This is a genomic window from Gluconacetobacter diazotrophicus PA1 5 (assembly GCF_000067045.1).
GTDB lineage: Bacteria > Pseudomonadota > Alphaproteobacteria > Acetobacterales > Acetobacteraceae > Gluconacetobacter > Gluconacetobacter diazotrophicus.
The window spans coordinates 965,001-980,497 of sequence record NC_010125.1; the positions used below are offsets into that span (position 1 = coordinate 965,001).

Genomic DNA, 15,497 nt, shown 5'->3' on the forward strand with positions numbered 1-15,497 from the left:
GGCACGCTGCGAAAAGCCATGGGGAGCCGCGAGCAGGCTTTGATCCGTGGATATCTGAATGGGGCAACCCACCCAGCGATGGGTATCGTGATCTGAATACATAGGGTCACGAGGCGAACCCGGGGAACTGAAACATCTCAGTACCTGGAGGAAAAGACATCAATTGAGATTCTGCTAGTAGTGGCGAGCGAACGCGGAACAGGCCAGTGGTTATTTTCGGACAAGCAGAGCGGAATGGAAAGTCCGGCCATAGTGGGTGATAGCCCCGTATGCGTAATGTCGAGAATGATCCTTGAGTAGGGCGGGACACGTGAAATCCTGTCTGAACATGGGGGGACCACCCTCCAAGCCTAAATACTCCCTGGTGACCGATAGTGAACAAGTACCGTGAGGGAAAGGTGAAAAGCACCCCGACGAGGGGAGTGAAAGAGACCTGAAACCGGATGCCTACAAGCAGTCGGAGCCTCTTATGGGGTGACGGCGTACCTTTTGTATAATGGGTCAGCGAGTTTCTGTTTGCAGCGAGCTTAAGCCGGTAGGTGTAGGCGCAGCGAAAGCGAGTCTGAATAGGGCGACGAGTTGCTGGCAGAAGACCCGAAACCGAGTGATCTAGCCATGGCCAGGCTGAAGGTGCGGTAACACGCACTGGAGGGCCGAACCCACGCCTGTTGAAAAAGTCGGGGATGAGCTGTGGCTAGGGGTGAAAGGCCAATCAAACTCGGAGATAGCTGGTTCTCCGCGAAATCTATTGAGGTAGATCGTCAGGTGTTGACCCCGGGGGGTAGAGCACTGGATGGGCTAGGGGGGCCCAAAGCCTTACCAAACCTAACCAAACTCCGAATACCCGGAAGTTTAGCTTGGCAGACAGACGGTGGGTGCTAAGGTCCATCGTCGAGAGGGAAACAGCCCAGACCACCAGCTAAGGCCCCTAAATCGTGGCTAAGTGGGAAAGGATGTGGGGATTCCAAAACAACCAGGAGGTTGGCTTAGAAGCAGCCATCCTTTAAAGAAAGCGTAATAGCTCACTGGTCTAATAGAAACCCTGCGCCGAAAATGTAACGGGGCTCAAGCCACGTGCCGAAGCTGTGGGTGCATACTTTGTATGCGCGGTAGCGGAGCGTTCCGTAGGTCTGTGAAGGAGACGGGGTGACCCTCTCTGGAGATATCGGAAGTGCGAATGCTGACATGAGTAGCGACAAACAGTGCGAGAAACACTGTCGCCGAAAGTCCAAGGGTTCCTGCGCAAGGTTAATCCGCGCAGGGTGAGCCGGCCCCTAAGGCGAGGGCGAAAGCCGTAGTCGATGGAAACCGGGTGAATATTCCCGGGCCTGCCAGAAGTGACGAATGCAATATGTTGTCGGGTCTTAACGGATTGATCCGGCTTTTGGCGCATTCCAGGAAATAGCTCTGGCATATAGACCGTACCCGAAACCGACACAGGTGGACTGGTAGAGCATACCAAGGCGCTTGAGAGAACGATGCTGAAGGAACTAGGCAAATTACTCGCGTAACTTCGGGATAAGCGAGACCCATCGTTGGGCAACCATCGGTGGGTGGCACAGACCAGGGGGTAGCGACTGTTTAGTAAAAACACAGGGCTGTGCGAAGTCGAGAGACGACGTATACGGCCTGACGCCTGCCCGGTGCCGGAAGGTTAAGAGGAGGTGTGCAAGCACTGAATTGAAGCCCCGGTAAACGGCGGCCGTAACTATAACGGTCCTAAGGTAGCGAAATTCCTTGTCGGGTAAGTTCCGACCTGCACGAATGGCGTAACGACTTCCCCGCTGTCTCCAGCATCGGCTCAGCGAAATTGAATTCCCCGTGAAGATGCGGGGTACCCGCGGTCAGACGGAAAGACCCTATGAACCTTTACTGCAGCTTTGCAGTGGCATCAGAGACATTCTGTGTAGGATAGGTGGGAGGCTTTGAACCCGGGGCGCCAGTTCCGGTGGAGCCATCCTTGAAATACCACCCTGACTGTTTCTGATGTCTAACCGAGACCAGTAAGCCTGGTCCGGGACCCTGCATGGTGGGCAGTTTGACTGGGGCGGTCGCCTCCCAAAGTGTAACGGAGGCGCGCGATGGTGGGCTCAGGTCGGTCGGACATCGACTGTTGAGTGCAATGGCATAAGCCCGCCTGACTGTGAGAGTGACAGCTCGATCAGAGACGAAAGTCGGCCATAGTGATCCGGTGGTCCCGCGTGGAAGGGCCATCGCTCAACGGATAAAAGGTACTCTAGGGATAACAGGCTGATCTCCCCCAAGAGTCCACATCGACGGGGAGGTTTGGCACCTCGATGTCGGCTCATCACATCCTGGGGCTGGAGCAGGTCCCAAGGGTTCGGCTGTTCGCCGATTAAAGTGGTACGTGAGCTGGGTTTAGAACGTCGTGAGACAGTTCGGTCCCTATCTGCCGTGGGTGTTGGAGACTTGAGAGGATTTGTCCCTAGTACGAGAGGACCGGGATGAACAGACCTCTGGTGCACCGGTTGTCGCGCCAGCGGCACAGCCGGGTAGCTAAGTCTGGACGGGATAATCGCTGAAAGCATCTAAGCGAGAAACCCACCTCAAAACCAGGTCTCCCCGAGGGCCGTGATAGACCATCACGTCGATAGGCCAGATGTGAAAGCGCAGCAATGCGTGCAGCTAACTGGTCCTAATCGCCCAACAGGCTCACTCACACCGCCTGCCCAGCAGGCAACACACATGCACAGCAATCATCCACACAACACACTCACCTCTCACCGCACCAACCTCACACGCCCAATAACACCCCACAGGGTGGACTGGACGACCTGGTGGCCATGGCGGGGATAGACCCACCCGATCCCATCCCGAACTCGGCCGTGAAATGCCCCAGCGCCTATGATACTGCGTCTCAAGACGCGGGAAAGTCGGTCGCCGCCAGGTCTTCCAGTCCACCCCTCACAACACACACACCACACCAGCGCGGGGTGGAGCAGCCCGGTAGCTCGTCAGGCTCATAACCTGAAGGTCACAGGTTCAAATCCTGTCCCCGCAACCAACGATACTTGCGATACGAACGCATCGAGAACGCCACTGTCCGGATGGGCCGTGGCGTTTTTCTTGTGCGCCGCGAACTGCAGGATCGCAGCCAGGTCGCCGCGCAGGACGATCGCCAGTTCGCCGTCGGCCGGTTGGAGCGTGATCTGCGAGACGAGCGTGCGCAGGCGCTCGGCCGCCTCGGTCTTCGTGTCTTCGGCCTGAAGACTCTCATAGAGAGACGCGATCCGCTGCTGGTAGATCTCCGCCATGTTCGGATGGAGAAGGGGAGGCGGCTCCTCAGTATTAGCAAGACGCTCTGTCACTTCGGCCTTGCGTGCTTCCAACCGCTTCATGTCGTCGACGATTGCCTGGATTGGTCCACCAGCCTTGAGCGCGGTTAGAAGTTTTGCCAGCTCCCGATCGATGCGGGGCAGTTCTGCCCGCATGGCGACAAGATCGGCACCGTGTTCCATCCGAAGCCTGTTCACCTCGCGGGTGAACTCGTTGCAGAATTCCTTGAACAGATCAGGTTCCATCAGGTGCGTGCGTAATCCGCTCAGGACTGATGCTTCCAGCGCGTCGCGACGGATGTTGAGCCGGTTATCGCATGTGCCCTTGTTGCGTGCTGTCGAGCAGCCGAGAAGATCTTTCGAGATCATGCTGTAGCCACCGCCACAGCAGCCGCAGCGGATGAGCCCGGCAAAGAGGTGGCGGGGACGCCGCCGCTCACTGAGGGCCTCATTTCCCCGTTCCGGCTGGCTGAAGGTTGTCTCAGCTTGGCGCGCCTTCACGGCATCCCACAGATCCTGCTCGACGATCCGCAACTCGGGCACCTCCTGGATCACCCATTCGGATTCAGGATTGAGGCGTGAGACGCGCTTGCCGGTATCGGGGTCTTTCAGATAGCGCAGCCGGTTCCACACCAGCTTGCCCACATACATCTCGTTGTTGAGGACGCCGGTGCCGCGTTCCCGATTGCCGTGAATGGTGGATGGTCCCCATTCACGTCCCTGCGGACCCGGAACGCCGTCCCGGTTCAGTTCCATCGCGATCGTGCGTGAGGACTTGCCGCGCGTGTAATCGGTGAAGATCCGTCTGATCGTGCGGGCTTCTTCCTCGTTGATGGTCCGGTCGCCGCGAATGCGCTCACCCTTCGCGTCAAACTGGCGCACAACGTCATAGCCATAGGAATTGCCACCGCCGGACTTGCCGTCCTCGACGCGTCCGCGCAGACCACGGCGCACCTTCTCGGCGAGATCCTTAAGGAACAGGGCGTTCATCGTACCCTTGAGGCCGATATGCAGGTGTGTGACATCGCCCTCGGAAAGGGTGATGATCCGCACGCCGGAGAAGGTCATCCGCTTGAACAGGCCGGCGATATCTTCCTGGTCGCGCGACAACCGGTCCATGGCTTCGGCCAGCACGATCGTGAAGCGGCCGCGTGTGGCGTCCTGGATCAGTTCCTGTATGCCGGGGCGAAGCAGGGAGGCACCCGAGATCGCCCGGTCCGTGTAGCTGTCGACGATCGTCCAGCCCTGCTTTTTCGCGTGAAGCCGGCAGAGGCGCAACTGATCCTCGATCGAGGCGTCACGCTGGTTTTCGGACGAATAGCGGGCGTAGAGCGCGACTTTCACAATCCCCATCTCCCTACTCCTGGAGATCGCGTCGCTTCGCGGCCTCCACTTCAGCGTTGACGAAATCCCGTGCGGCCTGACGGGCCAGAAGCCGGACCAGACTGACCAGCCGCGGATCGGCTCCACTGCGCAATGGGGTCACGTAGGCGTCCGGGGCGTCGAGAACGAGCCGCAGCTTGCCAGCTATCGTATCGCGTTGGCGTGCCATCTTCCCGTCCTTTCTGCATGGACCATCGGTTAGCTCTGAAAGCACTGTGGATGTCGGACGGGATAGGCGCGAACAGAAAAATACACGGAAACAATGGGATGGAGCGCAGGAAGAGGGCTTCGGGATAGTCGCGAATACGCGCGGCTATCGTGGTCGGCACTATCACAAATTGGTGATGAAGCGACTATAATAGTCGCAATGTATCGCGGTGTGCATCGACTCGCAGGTTGGTTGGCACGGAACTGCATTCCGTGAAGCCGCATCTACGCGGTTCCGTGGATGCGATCCGGCGTCTGGTGGGGCCGGAAGAGAGGAAGAGGGACGTGGGGTTTTCGTGACGGATTCAGGGGTGGGAGAGAGGCTTCCGCCCGTCCGTCACGGAGTGTTCCGCCATGGCGAGCGCCATCCAGAAAATCGCCCTTAATGCGTCCCGTGATATTCCTTTCAACAGGCTGGTGCTGTCGCAGTCCAACGTGCGGCGTGTGAAGGCCGGCCTGTCGATCGAGGAACTGGCCCGGGACATCGAACGTCGCGGGTTGCTCCAGAGCCTCAACGTCCGCCCCGTCCTGAACGGGGAGGGGGCAGAAACCGGCGCCTATGAAGTGCCGGCCGGCGGCCGCCGGTTCCGCGCTCTCGAACTTCTGGTGAAGCAGAAGAAATTGGTGAAGACGGCCCCAGTGCCCTGTGTCGTGCGCGAGGCCGGCTCGACCATTCTCGCCGAGGATGATTCCCTGGCCGAGAACGTCCAACGCGTGGCCCTGCATCCGCTGGATCAGTTCCGCGCCTTTCGCGACATGCTGGAGAAGGGCATGTCCGAGGAAGAAATCGCTGCCGCGTTCTTCGTCGTGCCGGCCGTGGTGAAGCAGCGCCTGCGCCTGATGACCGTTTCGGACAAGCTGCTTGAGATCTATGAGCAGGATGGCATGAAGCTCGACCAGCTCATGGCCTTTTCGATCAGCGATGACCACACCCGTCAGGAACAGGTCTGGGAGATTATTGCCCAGAGCCATAACCGCGAGCCCTATCTGATCCGCCGCATGCTGACGGAGAAGACCGTGCGGGCATCGGATCGCCGCGTGCGTTTCGTTGGGCTGGAGGCTTATCTGGCGGCAGGCGGCCACGTCATGCGTGACCTGTTCGAGGCTGACGATGGCGGCTGGCTGCAGGATCCGGCGCTGCTCGACCGGCTGGTGATGGAAAAACTGACCGGGGCAGCGGAAGACATCCGTGCCGAAGGCTGGAAATGGGTCGAGACGGCCCTGTCTTTCCCCTGGGGGCACACGCGGGACTTCGTGGAGATCGAGGGCACGCCTGTTGCGCTTTCGGAGGAAGAAGCCGGCCGTCTAATCGCGCTGCATAGCGAGCAGGAGGCCATCGAGGCGGAATACGCGCAGGCCGATGAGTTCCCGGAGGAAATCGACGCGCGCCTCGGTGAAATCGAGCAGGCCATCGAGGCGCTGGAGGAACGCCCGGTATCCTTCGATCCGGTAGACATGGAGCGAGCAGGCGCCTTTGTCAGCCTGGATACCGACGGCACGTTGCTGGTCGAGCGGGGCTTCGTCCGGCCGGAAGATGTGCCGGCGGAGCCCGAGGACGGCCACGATGCATCCGAAGGTGATGACGACGCGGTCGTCTGTCACAGCGCGGGTGACGACGGCGAAGGGGGCCTACGGGAAAGTGGTCCGGACGCCGAGCCCGAGGAGGAAGACGGACTGAAGCCGCTGTCCGATCGCCTGCTGACGGAACTGACGGCCTGGCGCACGCTGGCGTTGCGGGATGCGTTCGCCGCCAATCCGCATATCGCGCTGACCGAACTGCTGCACACGCTGGTGCGCGACCTGTACTGGCAGGTGTCGAGCGTGGACTGCCTGGAAGCCTATGTCCGGGAAATCCCGCTGCGGGTCCATTCCCCCGACATGCCCGGCAGCCTTCCAGCCCACGCGCTGCGCCAGCGCAACGAGGGCTGGAAGCACGATCTGCCGGAGGACGAGGATGCACTCTGGCAGTGGCTCGACCGGATGGACGACACCAGTCGCCTGGCTCTGCTGGCGCATTGCCTGTCCTTCGGGATCAACGCGCTGCATGAATCGTCCCATGGTCCGTCTCTGGCACGCAGCGTCAGGGAGCGGCTGGCTCGCGCCGACCGTCTCGCCACTGCGCTCACGCTCGACCTGGCCGAAGCGGGCTGGCAGGCGACAGTGGAGAACTATCTTGGCCGCGTCACCAAGGCGCGTATCCTCGAAGCCGTGCGTGAGGCGCGGGGCGACGAGGCCGCCGACCGCATCGCCCATCTGAAAAAGGCCGACATGGCACAGGCGGCCGAAAGGCTGCTTGAGGGCAGCGGTTGGCTGCCCGAGGCTCTGCGGACGGCGCATGCGCCGGAGCGAACTGAAAGGGAAGAAGGGGCGGCGCGCATGACCGACAGTCCTGATGCGGTCGCCGCCGAGTGAGATCTATTGTTGAGTATCATGGGCGGCTTCCGGTCTTCGGGAGCCGCCTTTTGTATTGGACGAGACTGTCTCCGGACGCACCCGCGCTAGCGGACGGTTGGAGTCAGTGACGGGTCACCGGGAGCAGGTGGCGATCCGTCTCGAGTTTGAGGGCTGCTGGCCATAAGGGTGTTTTGGTATAGAAATCCCGTCTGCTGAAGCCGGTGCCTGTTCGGTGCTCGTTGAGCAGTCCCGCCCAGCACAGCGGACGCAGGACGTGGACGTAAAGACTGGCGGTCAGCTTGAAATCCCGGCGACGGATATCCTCTTCCTCACCTCCGTAGAGAACCGAACATAGCCGCTCTTCGGTGACGGCAACCTGGGCCTCGATATTGATGACGTTAAGAAAAATATCCCAGTTGCCGAACAGTGGCTCATCGCTTCGGGTGTAAGGGCTGTGGTCAACGACAAAGAGGAGGTGGGTCGTCAACAGCATCCAGAGCCGGGCAGGCTCTGATTTGAGTTGTCTCGCCAGGTCGGTCAGCCGCAGGGTGCCCTTGAAATGCCGTGCGAGCTTCGCGCTGAGCAGAACCTCATGCAGGATCACTAGCGGCGGGAAATCGGGTTCATTGAGGACTTTGTTGACGGCGTAGAGGTCTTCGACCGTATAGGCTGGCCAGTCAAATGCCTCGGCGGCCCACGCGACAAAATAGCGCTTGAGCGCCTTGTTGGGCGTAAGGCCGATCGGGGCGTTCTCCTCAATATAGCCGATCGTCAGCAGCGCGGCCTTCAGGATGAGGGCATGCGACAGGGGGAGGTCGTTGTCGGGCAAACGAAACGGATTCATCGTATAAATAATGAACCAGGTCGGTGCGAGTTGCCAGTCTGGCTTTGCGACGCAGGGACGATCTCCGTCCCGCGTCTATCATGTAGAAGTCTCGACTAAATCTGACGGATGGTGTCTGCTGAAGCTCAACCAGGGCTGCGGCGGGGGCGGAGGGGCCCGGGCGACCGGACCTCGATATTCGCTTTTGTCCAATTGCGTTAGAAAGCGACACGTCGCGTTGCCGGTGACTTCCTTTGTGCTCTGGCCGCTGCGGCTTCCCTACGGCTCCCAACCGCATCCATACCATGCTGACCGATAACGGCACGCATTTTACCGATCCGGCCGGCAATGGATGGACACCCGAAGACATCAAGGCCATGCGGGCGGATGGTGTCCTGTTCCGGTGCCACTCTTTTGAACTGGCCTGTGCTGATCTCGATATCGAGCATCGACTGACAAAGCCGCGACATCCCTGGACGAATGGCCAGGTCGAGAGGATGAACCGCACGATCAAGGACGCCACCGTCAAGCGCTTCTACTACGAAACACATGACCAGTTGCGTCAACACCTCGCCGACTTCGTTACCGCCTACAATTTCGCCCGCAGGCTCAAGACCCTGCGCGGCCTCACTCCATATGAATTCATTTGTCAGCAGTGGGAAAAAGAACCATCACGGTTCATACATAATCCGCACCACCAAATCCCGGGACCAAACATTTGCGGGCGGCGTCACGTTGCCTTTGGCCAGCAGATACGCGCTCTCGTGTTCATACCGGAGAAACCGGGAAGAGGATGAATAGGACTTGCGAAAGACGATATGCCCGACCATGCGGAACCCGGCCGCCTTCCAGGCATCCGCGAAGAGGTCAATGCGGTTCCATCCATAGAACGAAACCGCGAACCCACCCCATTTCAAGACACGATGCATCTGGTTGAAGGCCGGCTGGAGCCAGCGCGCATTGTCGTCGTTGCGGACCTTCCGCCCGTCCCTGCCCTGATAGTTCACCAGGTAAGGCGGGTCGGTCAGGATGAAATCCACCGCATTGCGGGGTAGTGCGCGCATAAGCTGCACGCTGTCACCATTAAGGATGGTGTTGCGGAAATCGGTTACCGTGGTGGTGTCGGTCATTGTCTCTGCCCTTTGTTCCGCGAGGAACAGCCCCCGCTGTTCCTCTGCCTCGCGGCGAGCAGCGGGGTAGCAACGACAAGGGCGACCGATGGGGAGGGGTATCGCCAGATCTGCACGGAGCGTAGCGCAGGAAGATCGGGGACACCCCATCGGGCGGCGTCAGCGCGCTGACGCGAACCCTTGCCGGCGCGAGGGCGGAGCCATTAGCTTTTTCTCTTTTAAGGCTGTCATTCTGCCCACCCGACTCTGCGTCAGGGTCGAGACAGCATCATCCGGACGTAATCGATCTGCCCCGTCAGATCACCGGATGTCGAGAACACGCCGTCGAATGCCGCCGTGCCGACCGTAAAACCGTCGGCGCCCGCCGACACCACAGCCTGGATCCGTTCCTGCCGATCGATTGAACCTGCGACGATGACCCGCTTGCCCGTCACTGCGGCGCGGACCTTCCGCATCAGGCTGGGTACATCTCCCGCGAACCGATAGGCCAGCAGATCCAGTCCATGCACGCCGGGCCGGGAGGCAAGATCGACCGCACTGCGTACGATTTCGCCCTCGGTCCCTTCGAGACGACTAGGATGCCCGCTGATCCTGCCGGGGAAGGGGTAATAGCGGATCTTCGTGCCTTTCAGCAGTCGTAGCGCGTCATCGACATGAGTGCCACCGAGCAGATAATCGACACCCAGAGCGATACCGGCCTGCACCGAGCGAAGCTCGCTTTCGCGATCGAGGGAGACGACTTCCAGATAGGTCGTTGCTCCCGACTGCCTGATTTTATGGGTCAGGGTCTGAAGAGACGCAAACGGTAGGCCGATATCCTTGAACCCAATATGACGGACACCGGCAGCACGGACGATTTCAACCAGATCGACCGCATTCTCCACCGTCCGGTCGTGACGAGTCAGCATGAAGATGAAATCGGGGCGGGTCATACTGTGACTCCGGTAAGGCGAAGAGCGTAATCAAACGCGGTCTCCAGACTGGAGGGATCGGCGATACCGCGCCCCGCGATGTCAAAAGCAGTGCCGTGGTCGGGGCTCGTGCGCACAAACGGCAGGCCGAGCGTGATGTTCACCCCTTGTGCCAGACCCATATATTTCACCGGGATCAGCCCCTGGTCATGATATTGCGCGACCACGACATCGAAGCGACTTTCGCGTGCCTGCATGAACACGGTGTCGCCCGGCCACGGACCGGACGCATCGATGCCCTCGCTCCGAGCTTGTGCAATGGCGGGCGCGATGATGCGGGCTTCCTCATGACCGAACAGGCCACCTTCTCCGGCATGGGGATTGAGACCGGCAACTGCGACACGCGGCTGTTCGATGCCCTGAGCCCGCGCGCCAGCGTGGGCCAGACGGATCGCCGCCATCTGCGCGGGAAAATCGGCACGCTGGATTGCGTCTTGCAGCGAACAATGGATGGTCACCAGCACGACGCGGATATCCTCGTTCGCCAGCATCATGGCGACAGTCGCACCGTCGGCCTGTTCGGCGAGAATTTCCGTATGGCCGGGGTAGTGCAGCCCGGCGGCAGCGAGCGCTTCCTTGTGGATCGGTGCGGTGACGATGCCGCCTACTGTCCCGTTCTTCGCCAATTGGACCGCGAAAAGGATCGCCGCATAGGCGGCGCGGCCACTTTCGACGGTGATCTGACCCACGGGCGGCAGGGACGCACACTCCGACGACGCCAGGACGTGCAGCACGTCGTCGTCGAAGCGGGCTTCGGCCAATGTTGTGATCCGGCGCACGTGCGCCGCTGGATCGAGCCCGGCCAGCGCATGACGCATCACCAGAGGATCGCCGACGACGATCCAGCGCCGTTGCGCCGGTCGCCGTAGAAACATCCGGGCCACGATTTCCGGTCCGATCCCGGCGGGATCGCCCATCGTGACCGCCAACGGCTGGAGACTGAAGGAAGGTGTTTCGCTCATGATGGTGACAATAACGGAACAGGGTCCACAGAAAATCGATATAAACTGACCTCTTCTGGTGATAAAAACTGACCAATGAAGCGATCAGACATCCCGTCTCTGGACGATCTGCGTGCGTTCGAAGCGGTAACGCGCCTCGGTTCCGTGCGAGCGGCTGCCATCGAACTGGCTCTGACGCATGGAGCGATCAGCCGCCGGGTGTCCAAGCTGGCTGCTGACCTCAAACTGCAACTATTGGAACCCGACGGTCGTGGCGTACGGCCGACCCCGGATGGTGAACGCCTGGCGCTGGCCACGAGCGATGCACTGAAGGGAATATCGACAGCGCTCGCCGAGATCAGGTCGCCTCTGACCTCCCCGCCGATCGTGCTGTCCTGCGAACGATCGCTGGCGATGCGCTGGCTGATCCCGCGCCTGTCGGATTTTCAGGATCGTCACCCCGCCATCGACGTGCATCTCTCGACCGGCGGCGGTCCGCTGGATTTCGAGCGGGAACGCATCACCCTAGCAATCCGACGGCTCGACTTCCCGCTGGATCCGGACTGGACCATAACGACGCTCACAGCAGAGGCGGTCGGTCCGGTCATGCGACCTGATATGGCGGGGCGATTCGAGGACGGAGATTACCTGGCGCTCGGCTCGCGGACCCGCCCCGAGGCATGGCCGGAATGGCTGGCCACACGGCCCGACGTCCAAGCGCCACGCGACATCCGTCTCTACGACCATCATTTCCTGATGCTAGAGGCTGCCGCCAGCGGCTTGGGTGTCGCCCTCTCGCCCCGGATCATCGCGGCGGACGATGTCGCGAACGGACGGCTGATGGCCCCGGTGGGCTTCCAGGCGGACGGAACGGGTTACGGATTGATCAGACCCAGCAGAATGGAGGTGACGGACCACGTCGAGGCCCTAGAAAAATGGATCAAGAAACAGTAGAATTAATAAATAGTATATATAGTTTATGGAAACATATCCATAATATATAATTTTGAAAAACAAACCGATAAAAATTCAAATCTATTTCTATTACTTATTTGCGGAGCACTTTGCCCAGTCGAGCTTGGGAGTCTTCCTGTCAGGCAGTTCCCCGCGACGCAACTGCTCTAACCGTCGTTTCTGCTTAATACTCGCATGCCCCTGTTGCACTTCTGCGTCTCTCTGGCTGCCGTCGCAATAAAAAGCTGCTAATCCTTTTCCAACGAGATCACGGGGATGGCTTGGGGCGGATGACATTTTGGAACGACAAGCAGGCGGACGCTGCCCATTTGCGTCTTTTCGTGCCTGGGGACGGCTGGCGTGCCTTCAAGGATAAGATGAATGACGAGGGTGATCGGGTCGAAGAGCCCGGCACGCAGAGAACAATTGAGAGCAGCCTCCTAAATGTGCTGAACGCGACAAACGTCGTTGTGCTGACCGGCACCGGTTCATCCTTTGCCGCACGCAATGATGTGGGTAAACCCACACCCGCCGGCATGTGGGACGTGTGGCAGGCAGTTGAGGCCGAAGTTGGACCCGCCACTTTCAAGGAGGTTTGCGACAGTTTTGCGAGCGCGCGGATCGAAGATAATATTGAGCGGCTTCTGACGCTGTGCAAACTCTACCTCGAACTTCACGAGACAGCGGTCGAGGATGCCACCTTCCTCAGAATCCGCGATTTTGTAGCAACCGCCGAGAAAGCGATCCTTGCCCGTGTCGACTTCGTCGACTGGACGACCAATCTCGATGCTCATGCCGGATTGATCCAAAAGATTGGCCGCCGTAGTGTGCGCAAGGCCCGTTCCAAGCTATTCACTACCAACTATGATCTCTGCTTTGAGGAGGCAGCACGGCGTCACCGCTTCACGATCATCGACGGCTTCTCGCATGGGCTCGACCAGATTTACGATCGCAGTCAGTTCGAGTTTGACATCGTTCGTCGCTCCGGCCTGCGCGATGCGCCCGATTATATTGAGAACGTCTTCCACCTCTATAAACTGCATGGCTCCCTCGACTGGCGACGGAAAGGAGCGGAGATTTACCGCTCACGCGGCCCAGAAGGTGACCCGGTCCTCATCTATCCGCGTTCGAGCAAATACCAGGAAAGCTTCGATGCTCCCTATCTGGACATGATCAGCGCACTCCAGGCGGCACTACGCGAACCTGATACGGCCGTTCTGATCTCGGGCTTTGGCTTCAACGACGACCATATCAGTCGACCTATACTGTCAGCCGTCGAGGCGAACATGTCGCTACGACTGGTTATCTGCGATCCAGCCTTCATTCCAGCAGCAGCCTTAAACGCTACCGACCAAAGTATGACTACGGTCGTAGAGCCGCAGAACAGATTTCTTGCGGCCTTCAAGCGCATGGCCGAGGTCGGTGACGCACGGATTCATCTGATCAACGGCCGGTTCCAGGATTTGGTCTCGGCTTTACCTGATCTTATCGGCGAGACAGATCGCGAACGTCACATGCAGCGTGTCCGCATGCTCAGAGACAGCATGGACATCACGGCGTGACCCGCATCAACCCGATCAATCCCGATCGTTATATTGGCACGATCACCCAATCGACGGCCTCCTATGTCCACGTCAACCTGCCCAATGCCGCAGTTGTCCCTGAGCAGCGAGGGTTAGCACTCGGGGCAGTAGGTGATTTCGTCTTCATCGATTGCGAGCAGTTCAATATCCTCGGTCGAATCGTCGAAACGAGGATTCCCGATGCGGAGCGGCTCACCGTGGAACCGTCGCTAGGAAAGACGGGCCTCACCAACCCGATCGGGCGGGTTCAGTTACTTGCCGCTGTCGAGCAACGCTCCAATAAACTGCGGCGCGGACTTCCCGTTTTTCCTCGTATTGGCGATGCAGTCTACTTGGCCGAACCGAACCAACTGGCAACGCTCATCCGCAACGCGGTTGCAGGCCAAGATGAACTAACCCTGAGCGTCGGACGGATTAATACCGCCGATGGCGTCGATGTCTGCTTGCCGCCCGAGAAGATTTTTGGCCGCCATTGCGGCGTGTTCGGTGCGACCGGTGGCGGCAAGAGCTGGACGGTGGCCACATTGGTCCAACAGCTCAAAAAAGCCGGAGGTCGCGCGATCGTGCTCGATCCCACTGGCGAATTCGCCGATATGGGCAATATTGATGATGTCTTCGTATTCGACGCGCCAGTCGAGAACTCCAAGTTAGTCCACTTTCCCTATCGCCAAATGACCGAGGACGACCTGTTCACGTTGTTCCGACCGTCGGGTCAAAGCCAAGGTCCGCGCCTGCGTGAGGCGATCAAGAGCCTGAAGCTTGTGGCGGCGGTCGCAGGTGCCGTGCCGACAGGACTCTACGTCAATAATGGCCTAATCGAGAAGGCCGGACGCAAGCGCGTGCCCTATTTCAGCGCGCTCCGTACGCATGCTGCAGTGCTGCATGCGCCGGCCTGCGACTTCGATATTGCGAACCTCGCCGAACAGGTAAAGAATGAATGCGTTTGGGGAAGTGGGCAGGGTAATAATGCTGATGCCTTCGGCAACACCGACCAGAATTCGCTGGGCTATTGCGAGTCTCTGATTGCCCGCATCAACACGTTGCTCGGATCGCGCGAGTTGGAGTGCATCTTCCGCACTCGCGGAACCTCACTCGTTGACGAGCTTCGCACTTTCCTCGCCGACGATCGACGTGACATTGCTGTCATTTCGTTCAAGGATGTTCGCTTCGAGCACAATACGCGTGAAATCCTCCTTAATGTAATTGGTCGGTTCCTCTTGGCGGAAGCGCGTAGTGGTGCCTTCCGGACATCCCCTCTGGTCGTCTTCCTTGATGAAGCGCACCAATTTCTTGGTCGTTCGGTCGGCGACGACTATGGCTCCGTAAAGCTTGATTCATTCGGCCTGATTGCCAAAGAGGGCCGAAAATATGGCCTGACCTGTGTTCTTGCTACACAGCGGCCGCGCGATATCCCTCAAGATGTGATGAGCCAACTCGGCACGCTCTTCGTTCACCGCCTGACTAATGACCAAGATCGGGAAACTGTAGAGCGCGCCTGTGGCGACCTCGATCGCGGAGCCGCGCAGTTCGTTCCAATGCTGGCACCCGGCGAGGCAGTTGTGATTGGTCCTGACATTCCCGCACCGGTGCCATTATTCATCCATAAGCCCGAGTATCCACCGGATTCTAAGGGGCCCGAGTTCCAGAGTTTCTGGAAAGCGCGGCGCATCCGGGCGGCTGACGCTGATGCGCCACTCGCAGCAGTCCCGCCGGCTAAGCCGGCCGAAGCTCACATCAATACAGTGGCTTCAGCAGTCAATTTCTATTCTAACGCAGACCTGGACGACGAGATCCCGTTCTGATCGAACCGGAATT

Annotated in this window: 9 protein-coding genes, 1 tRNA gene, 2 rRNA genes and 2 pseudogenes (1 of these 14 only partly in view); 8 read left to right on the plus strand and 6 right to left on the minus strand. The window is 59.4% G+C overall.

Annotated features, from left to right (window positions below):
• The 3 genes from GDI_RS04525 to GDI_RS04535 form a co-directional block, all read left to right on the plus strand.
• Positions 1–2,681 (plus strand): 23S ribosomal RNA (locus tag GDI_RS04525); it begins 60 nt to the left of the window's first position.
• Positions 2,682–2,794: 113 nt separating this feature from the next.
• Positions 2,795–2,910 (plus strand): 5S ribosomal RNA (rrf, locus tag GDI_RS04530).
• A gap of 38 nt (positions 2,911–2,948) precedes the next feature.
• Positions 2,949–3,025, plus strand: a tRNA-Met gene (locus GDI_RS04535).
• Here GDI_RS04535 and GDI_RS18860 read toward each other — a convergent pair.
• Both GDI_RS18860 and GDI_RS20185 read right to left on the minus strand, forming a co-directional pair.
• A complete protein-coding gene (locus GDI_RS18860; RefSeq protein ID WP_081482917.1) occupies positions 2,982–4,640 on the minus strand; it encodes a recombinase family protein in 1,659 nt (552 codons plus the stop codon). The two genes, GDI_RS04535 and GDI_RS18860, sit on opposite strands and share 44 nt — an antisense overlap.
• A gap of 13 nt (positions 4,641–4,653) precedes the next feature.
• The gene (locus tag GDI_RS20185) at positions 4,654–4,848 is read right to left on the minus strand and encodes a hypothetical protein (RefSeq protein WP_012223813.1); all 195 of its coding nucleotides are present in this window, start codon (positions 4,846–4,848) and stop codon (positions 4,654–4,656) included.
• 392 nt (positions 4,849–5,240) lie between these two features.
• Between GDI_RS20185 and GDI_RS04555 the strand changes: the two genes are divergently transcribed.
• Positions 5,241–7,298, plus strand: a complete 2,058-nt coding sequence (locus GDI_RS04555; protein WP_012223814.1) for a ParB/RepB/Spo0J family partition protein — start codon at positions 5,241–5,243, stop codon at positions 7,296–7,298.
• Positions 7,299–7,401: 103 nt separating this feature from the next.
• Here the strand turns inward: GDI_RS04555 and GDI_RS04560 are convergent, their stop codons facing one another.
• Positions 7,402–8,124 carry a hypothetical protein gene (locus tag GDI_RS04560; RefSeq protein ID WP_012223815.1) on the minus strand — a complete coding sequence of 241 codons (723 nt, stop codon included), beginning with the start codon at positions 8,122–8,124 and terminating at the stop codon, positions 7,402–7,404.
• Positions 8,125–8,286: 162 nt separating this feature from the next.
• On the opposite strand from GDI_RS04560, the pseudogene GDI_RS18865 reads away from it, so the two are divergent.
• Positions 8,287–8,822, plus strand: a pseudogene (locus GDI_RS18865) (integrase core domain-containing protein); the annotation flags it as partial.
• Here GDI_RS18865 and GDI_RS04565 read toward each other — a convergent pair.
• The 3 genes and pseudogenes from GDI_RS04565 to pdxA form a co-directional block, all read right to left on the minus strand.
• Positions 8,823–9,233 (minus strand): annotated as a pseudogene (locus tag GDI_RS04565) (DNA methyltransferase); the annotation flags it as partial.
• A 251-nt stretch (positions 9,234–9,484) separates the two neighbouring features.
• On the minus strand, positions 9,485–10,165 hold the full coding sequence (locus GDI_RS04570; protein ID WP_012223817.1) for a 4-hydroxythreonine-4-phosphate dehydrogenase: 681 nt from the start codon (positions 10,163–10,165) through the stop codon (positions 9,485–9,487).
• On the minus strand, positions 10,162–11,166 hold the full coding sequence (pdxA, locus tag GDI_RS04575; RefSeq protein ID WP_041249281.1) for a 4-hydroxythreonine-4-phosphate dehydrogenase PdxA: 1,005 nt from the start codon (positions 11,164–11,166) through the stop codon (positions 10,162–10,164). Before pdxA ends, GDI_RS04570 begins: the two co-directional genes overlap by 4 nt.
• A 75-nt stretch (positions 11,167–11,241) precedes the next feature.
• On the opposite strand from pdxA, the gene GDI_RS04580 reads away from it, so the two are divergent.
• The 3 genes from GDI_RS04580 (at position 11,242) to GDI_RS04590 (ending at position 15,484) form a co-directional block, all read left to right on the plus strand.
• The gene (locus GDI_RS04580) at positions 11,242–12,099 is read left to right on the plus strand and encodes a LysR family transcriptional regulator (protein ID WP_012223819.1); all 858 of its coding nucleotides are present in this window, start codon (positions 11,242–11,244) and stop codon (positions 12,097–12,099) included.
• A 290-nt stretch (positions 12,100–12,389) separates the two neighbouring features.
• A complete protein-coding gene (locus GDI_RS04585) occupies positions 12,390–13,661 on the plus strand; it encodes an SIR2 family protein (protein WP_012223821.1) in 1,272 nt (423 codons plus the stop codon).
• Positions 13,658–15,484 (plus strand): ATP-binding protein, encoded by a 1,827-nt coding sequence (locus tag GDI_RS04590; RefSeq protein ID WP_012223823.1) that lies wholly within the window; start codon positions 13,658–13,660, stop codon positions 15,482–15,484. The genes GDI_RS04585 and GDI_RS04590 overlap by 4 nt, the downstream gene beginning before the upstream one ends.
• Positions 15,485–15,497: the final 13 nt, after the last annotated feature.

What these genes read in the sequence shown, in the direction of transcription:
- GDI_RS20185 (WP_012223813.1), bottom strand. Translation starts at nt 4,848, where the DNA reads ATGGCACGCCAACGCGATACGATAGCTGGCAAGCTGCGGCTCGTTCTC.
- GDI_RS04555 (WP_012223814.1), top strand. Translation starts at nt 5,241, where the DNA reads ATGGCGAGCGCCATCCAGAAAATCGCCCTTAATGCGTCCCGTGATATT.
- GDI_RS04560 (WP_012223815.1), bottom strand. Translation starts at nt 8,124, where the DNA reads ATGAATCCGTTTCGTTTGCCCGACAACGACCTCCCCCTGTCGCATGCC.
- GDI_RS04570 (WP_012223817.1), bottom strand. Translation starts at nt 10,165, where the DNA reads ATGACCCGCCCCGATTTCATCTTCATGCTGACTCGTCACGACCGGACG.
- pdxA (WP_041249281.1), bottom strand. Translation starts at nt 11,166, where the DNA reads ATGAGCGAAACACCTTCCTTCAGTCTCCAGCCGTTGGCGGTCACGATG.
- GDI_RS04580 (WP_012223819.1), top strand. Translation starts at nt 11,242, where the DNA reads ATGAAGCGATCAGACATCCCGTCTCTGGACGATCTGCGTGCGTTCGAA.
- GDI_RS04585 (WP_012223821.1), top strand. Translation starts at nt 12,390, where the DNA reads ATGACATTTTGGAACGACAAGCAGGCGGACGCTGCCCATTTGCGTCTT.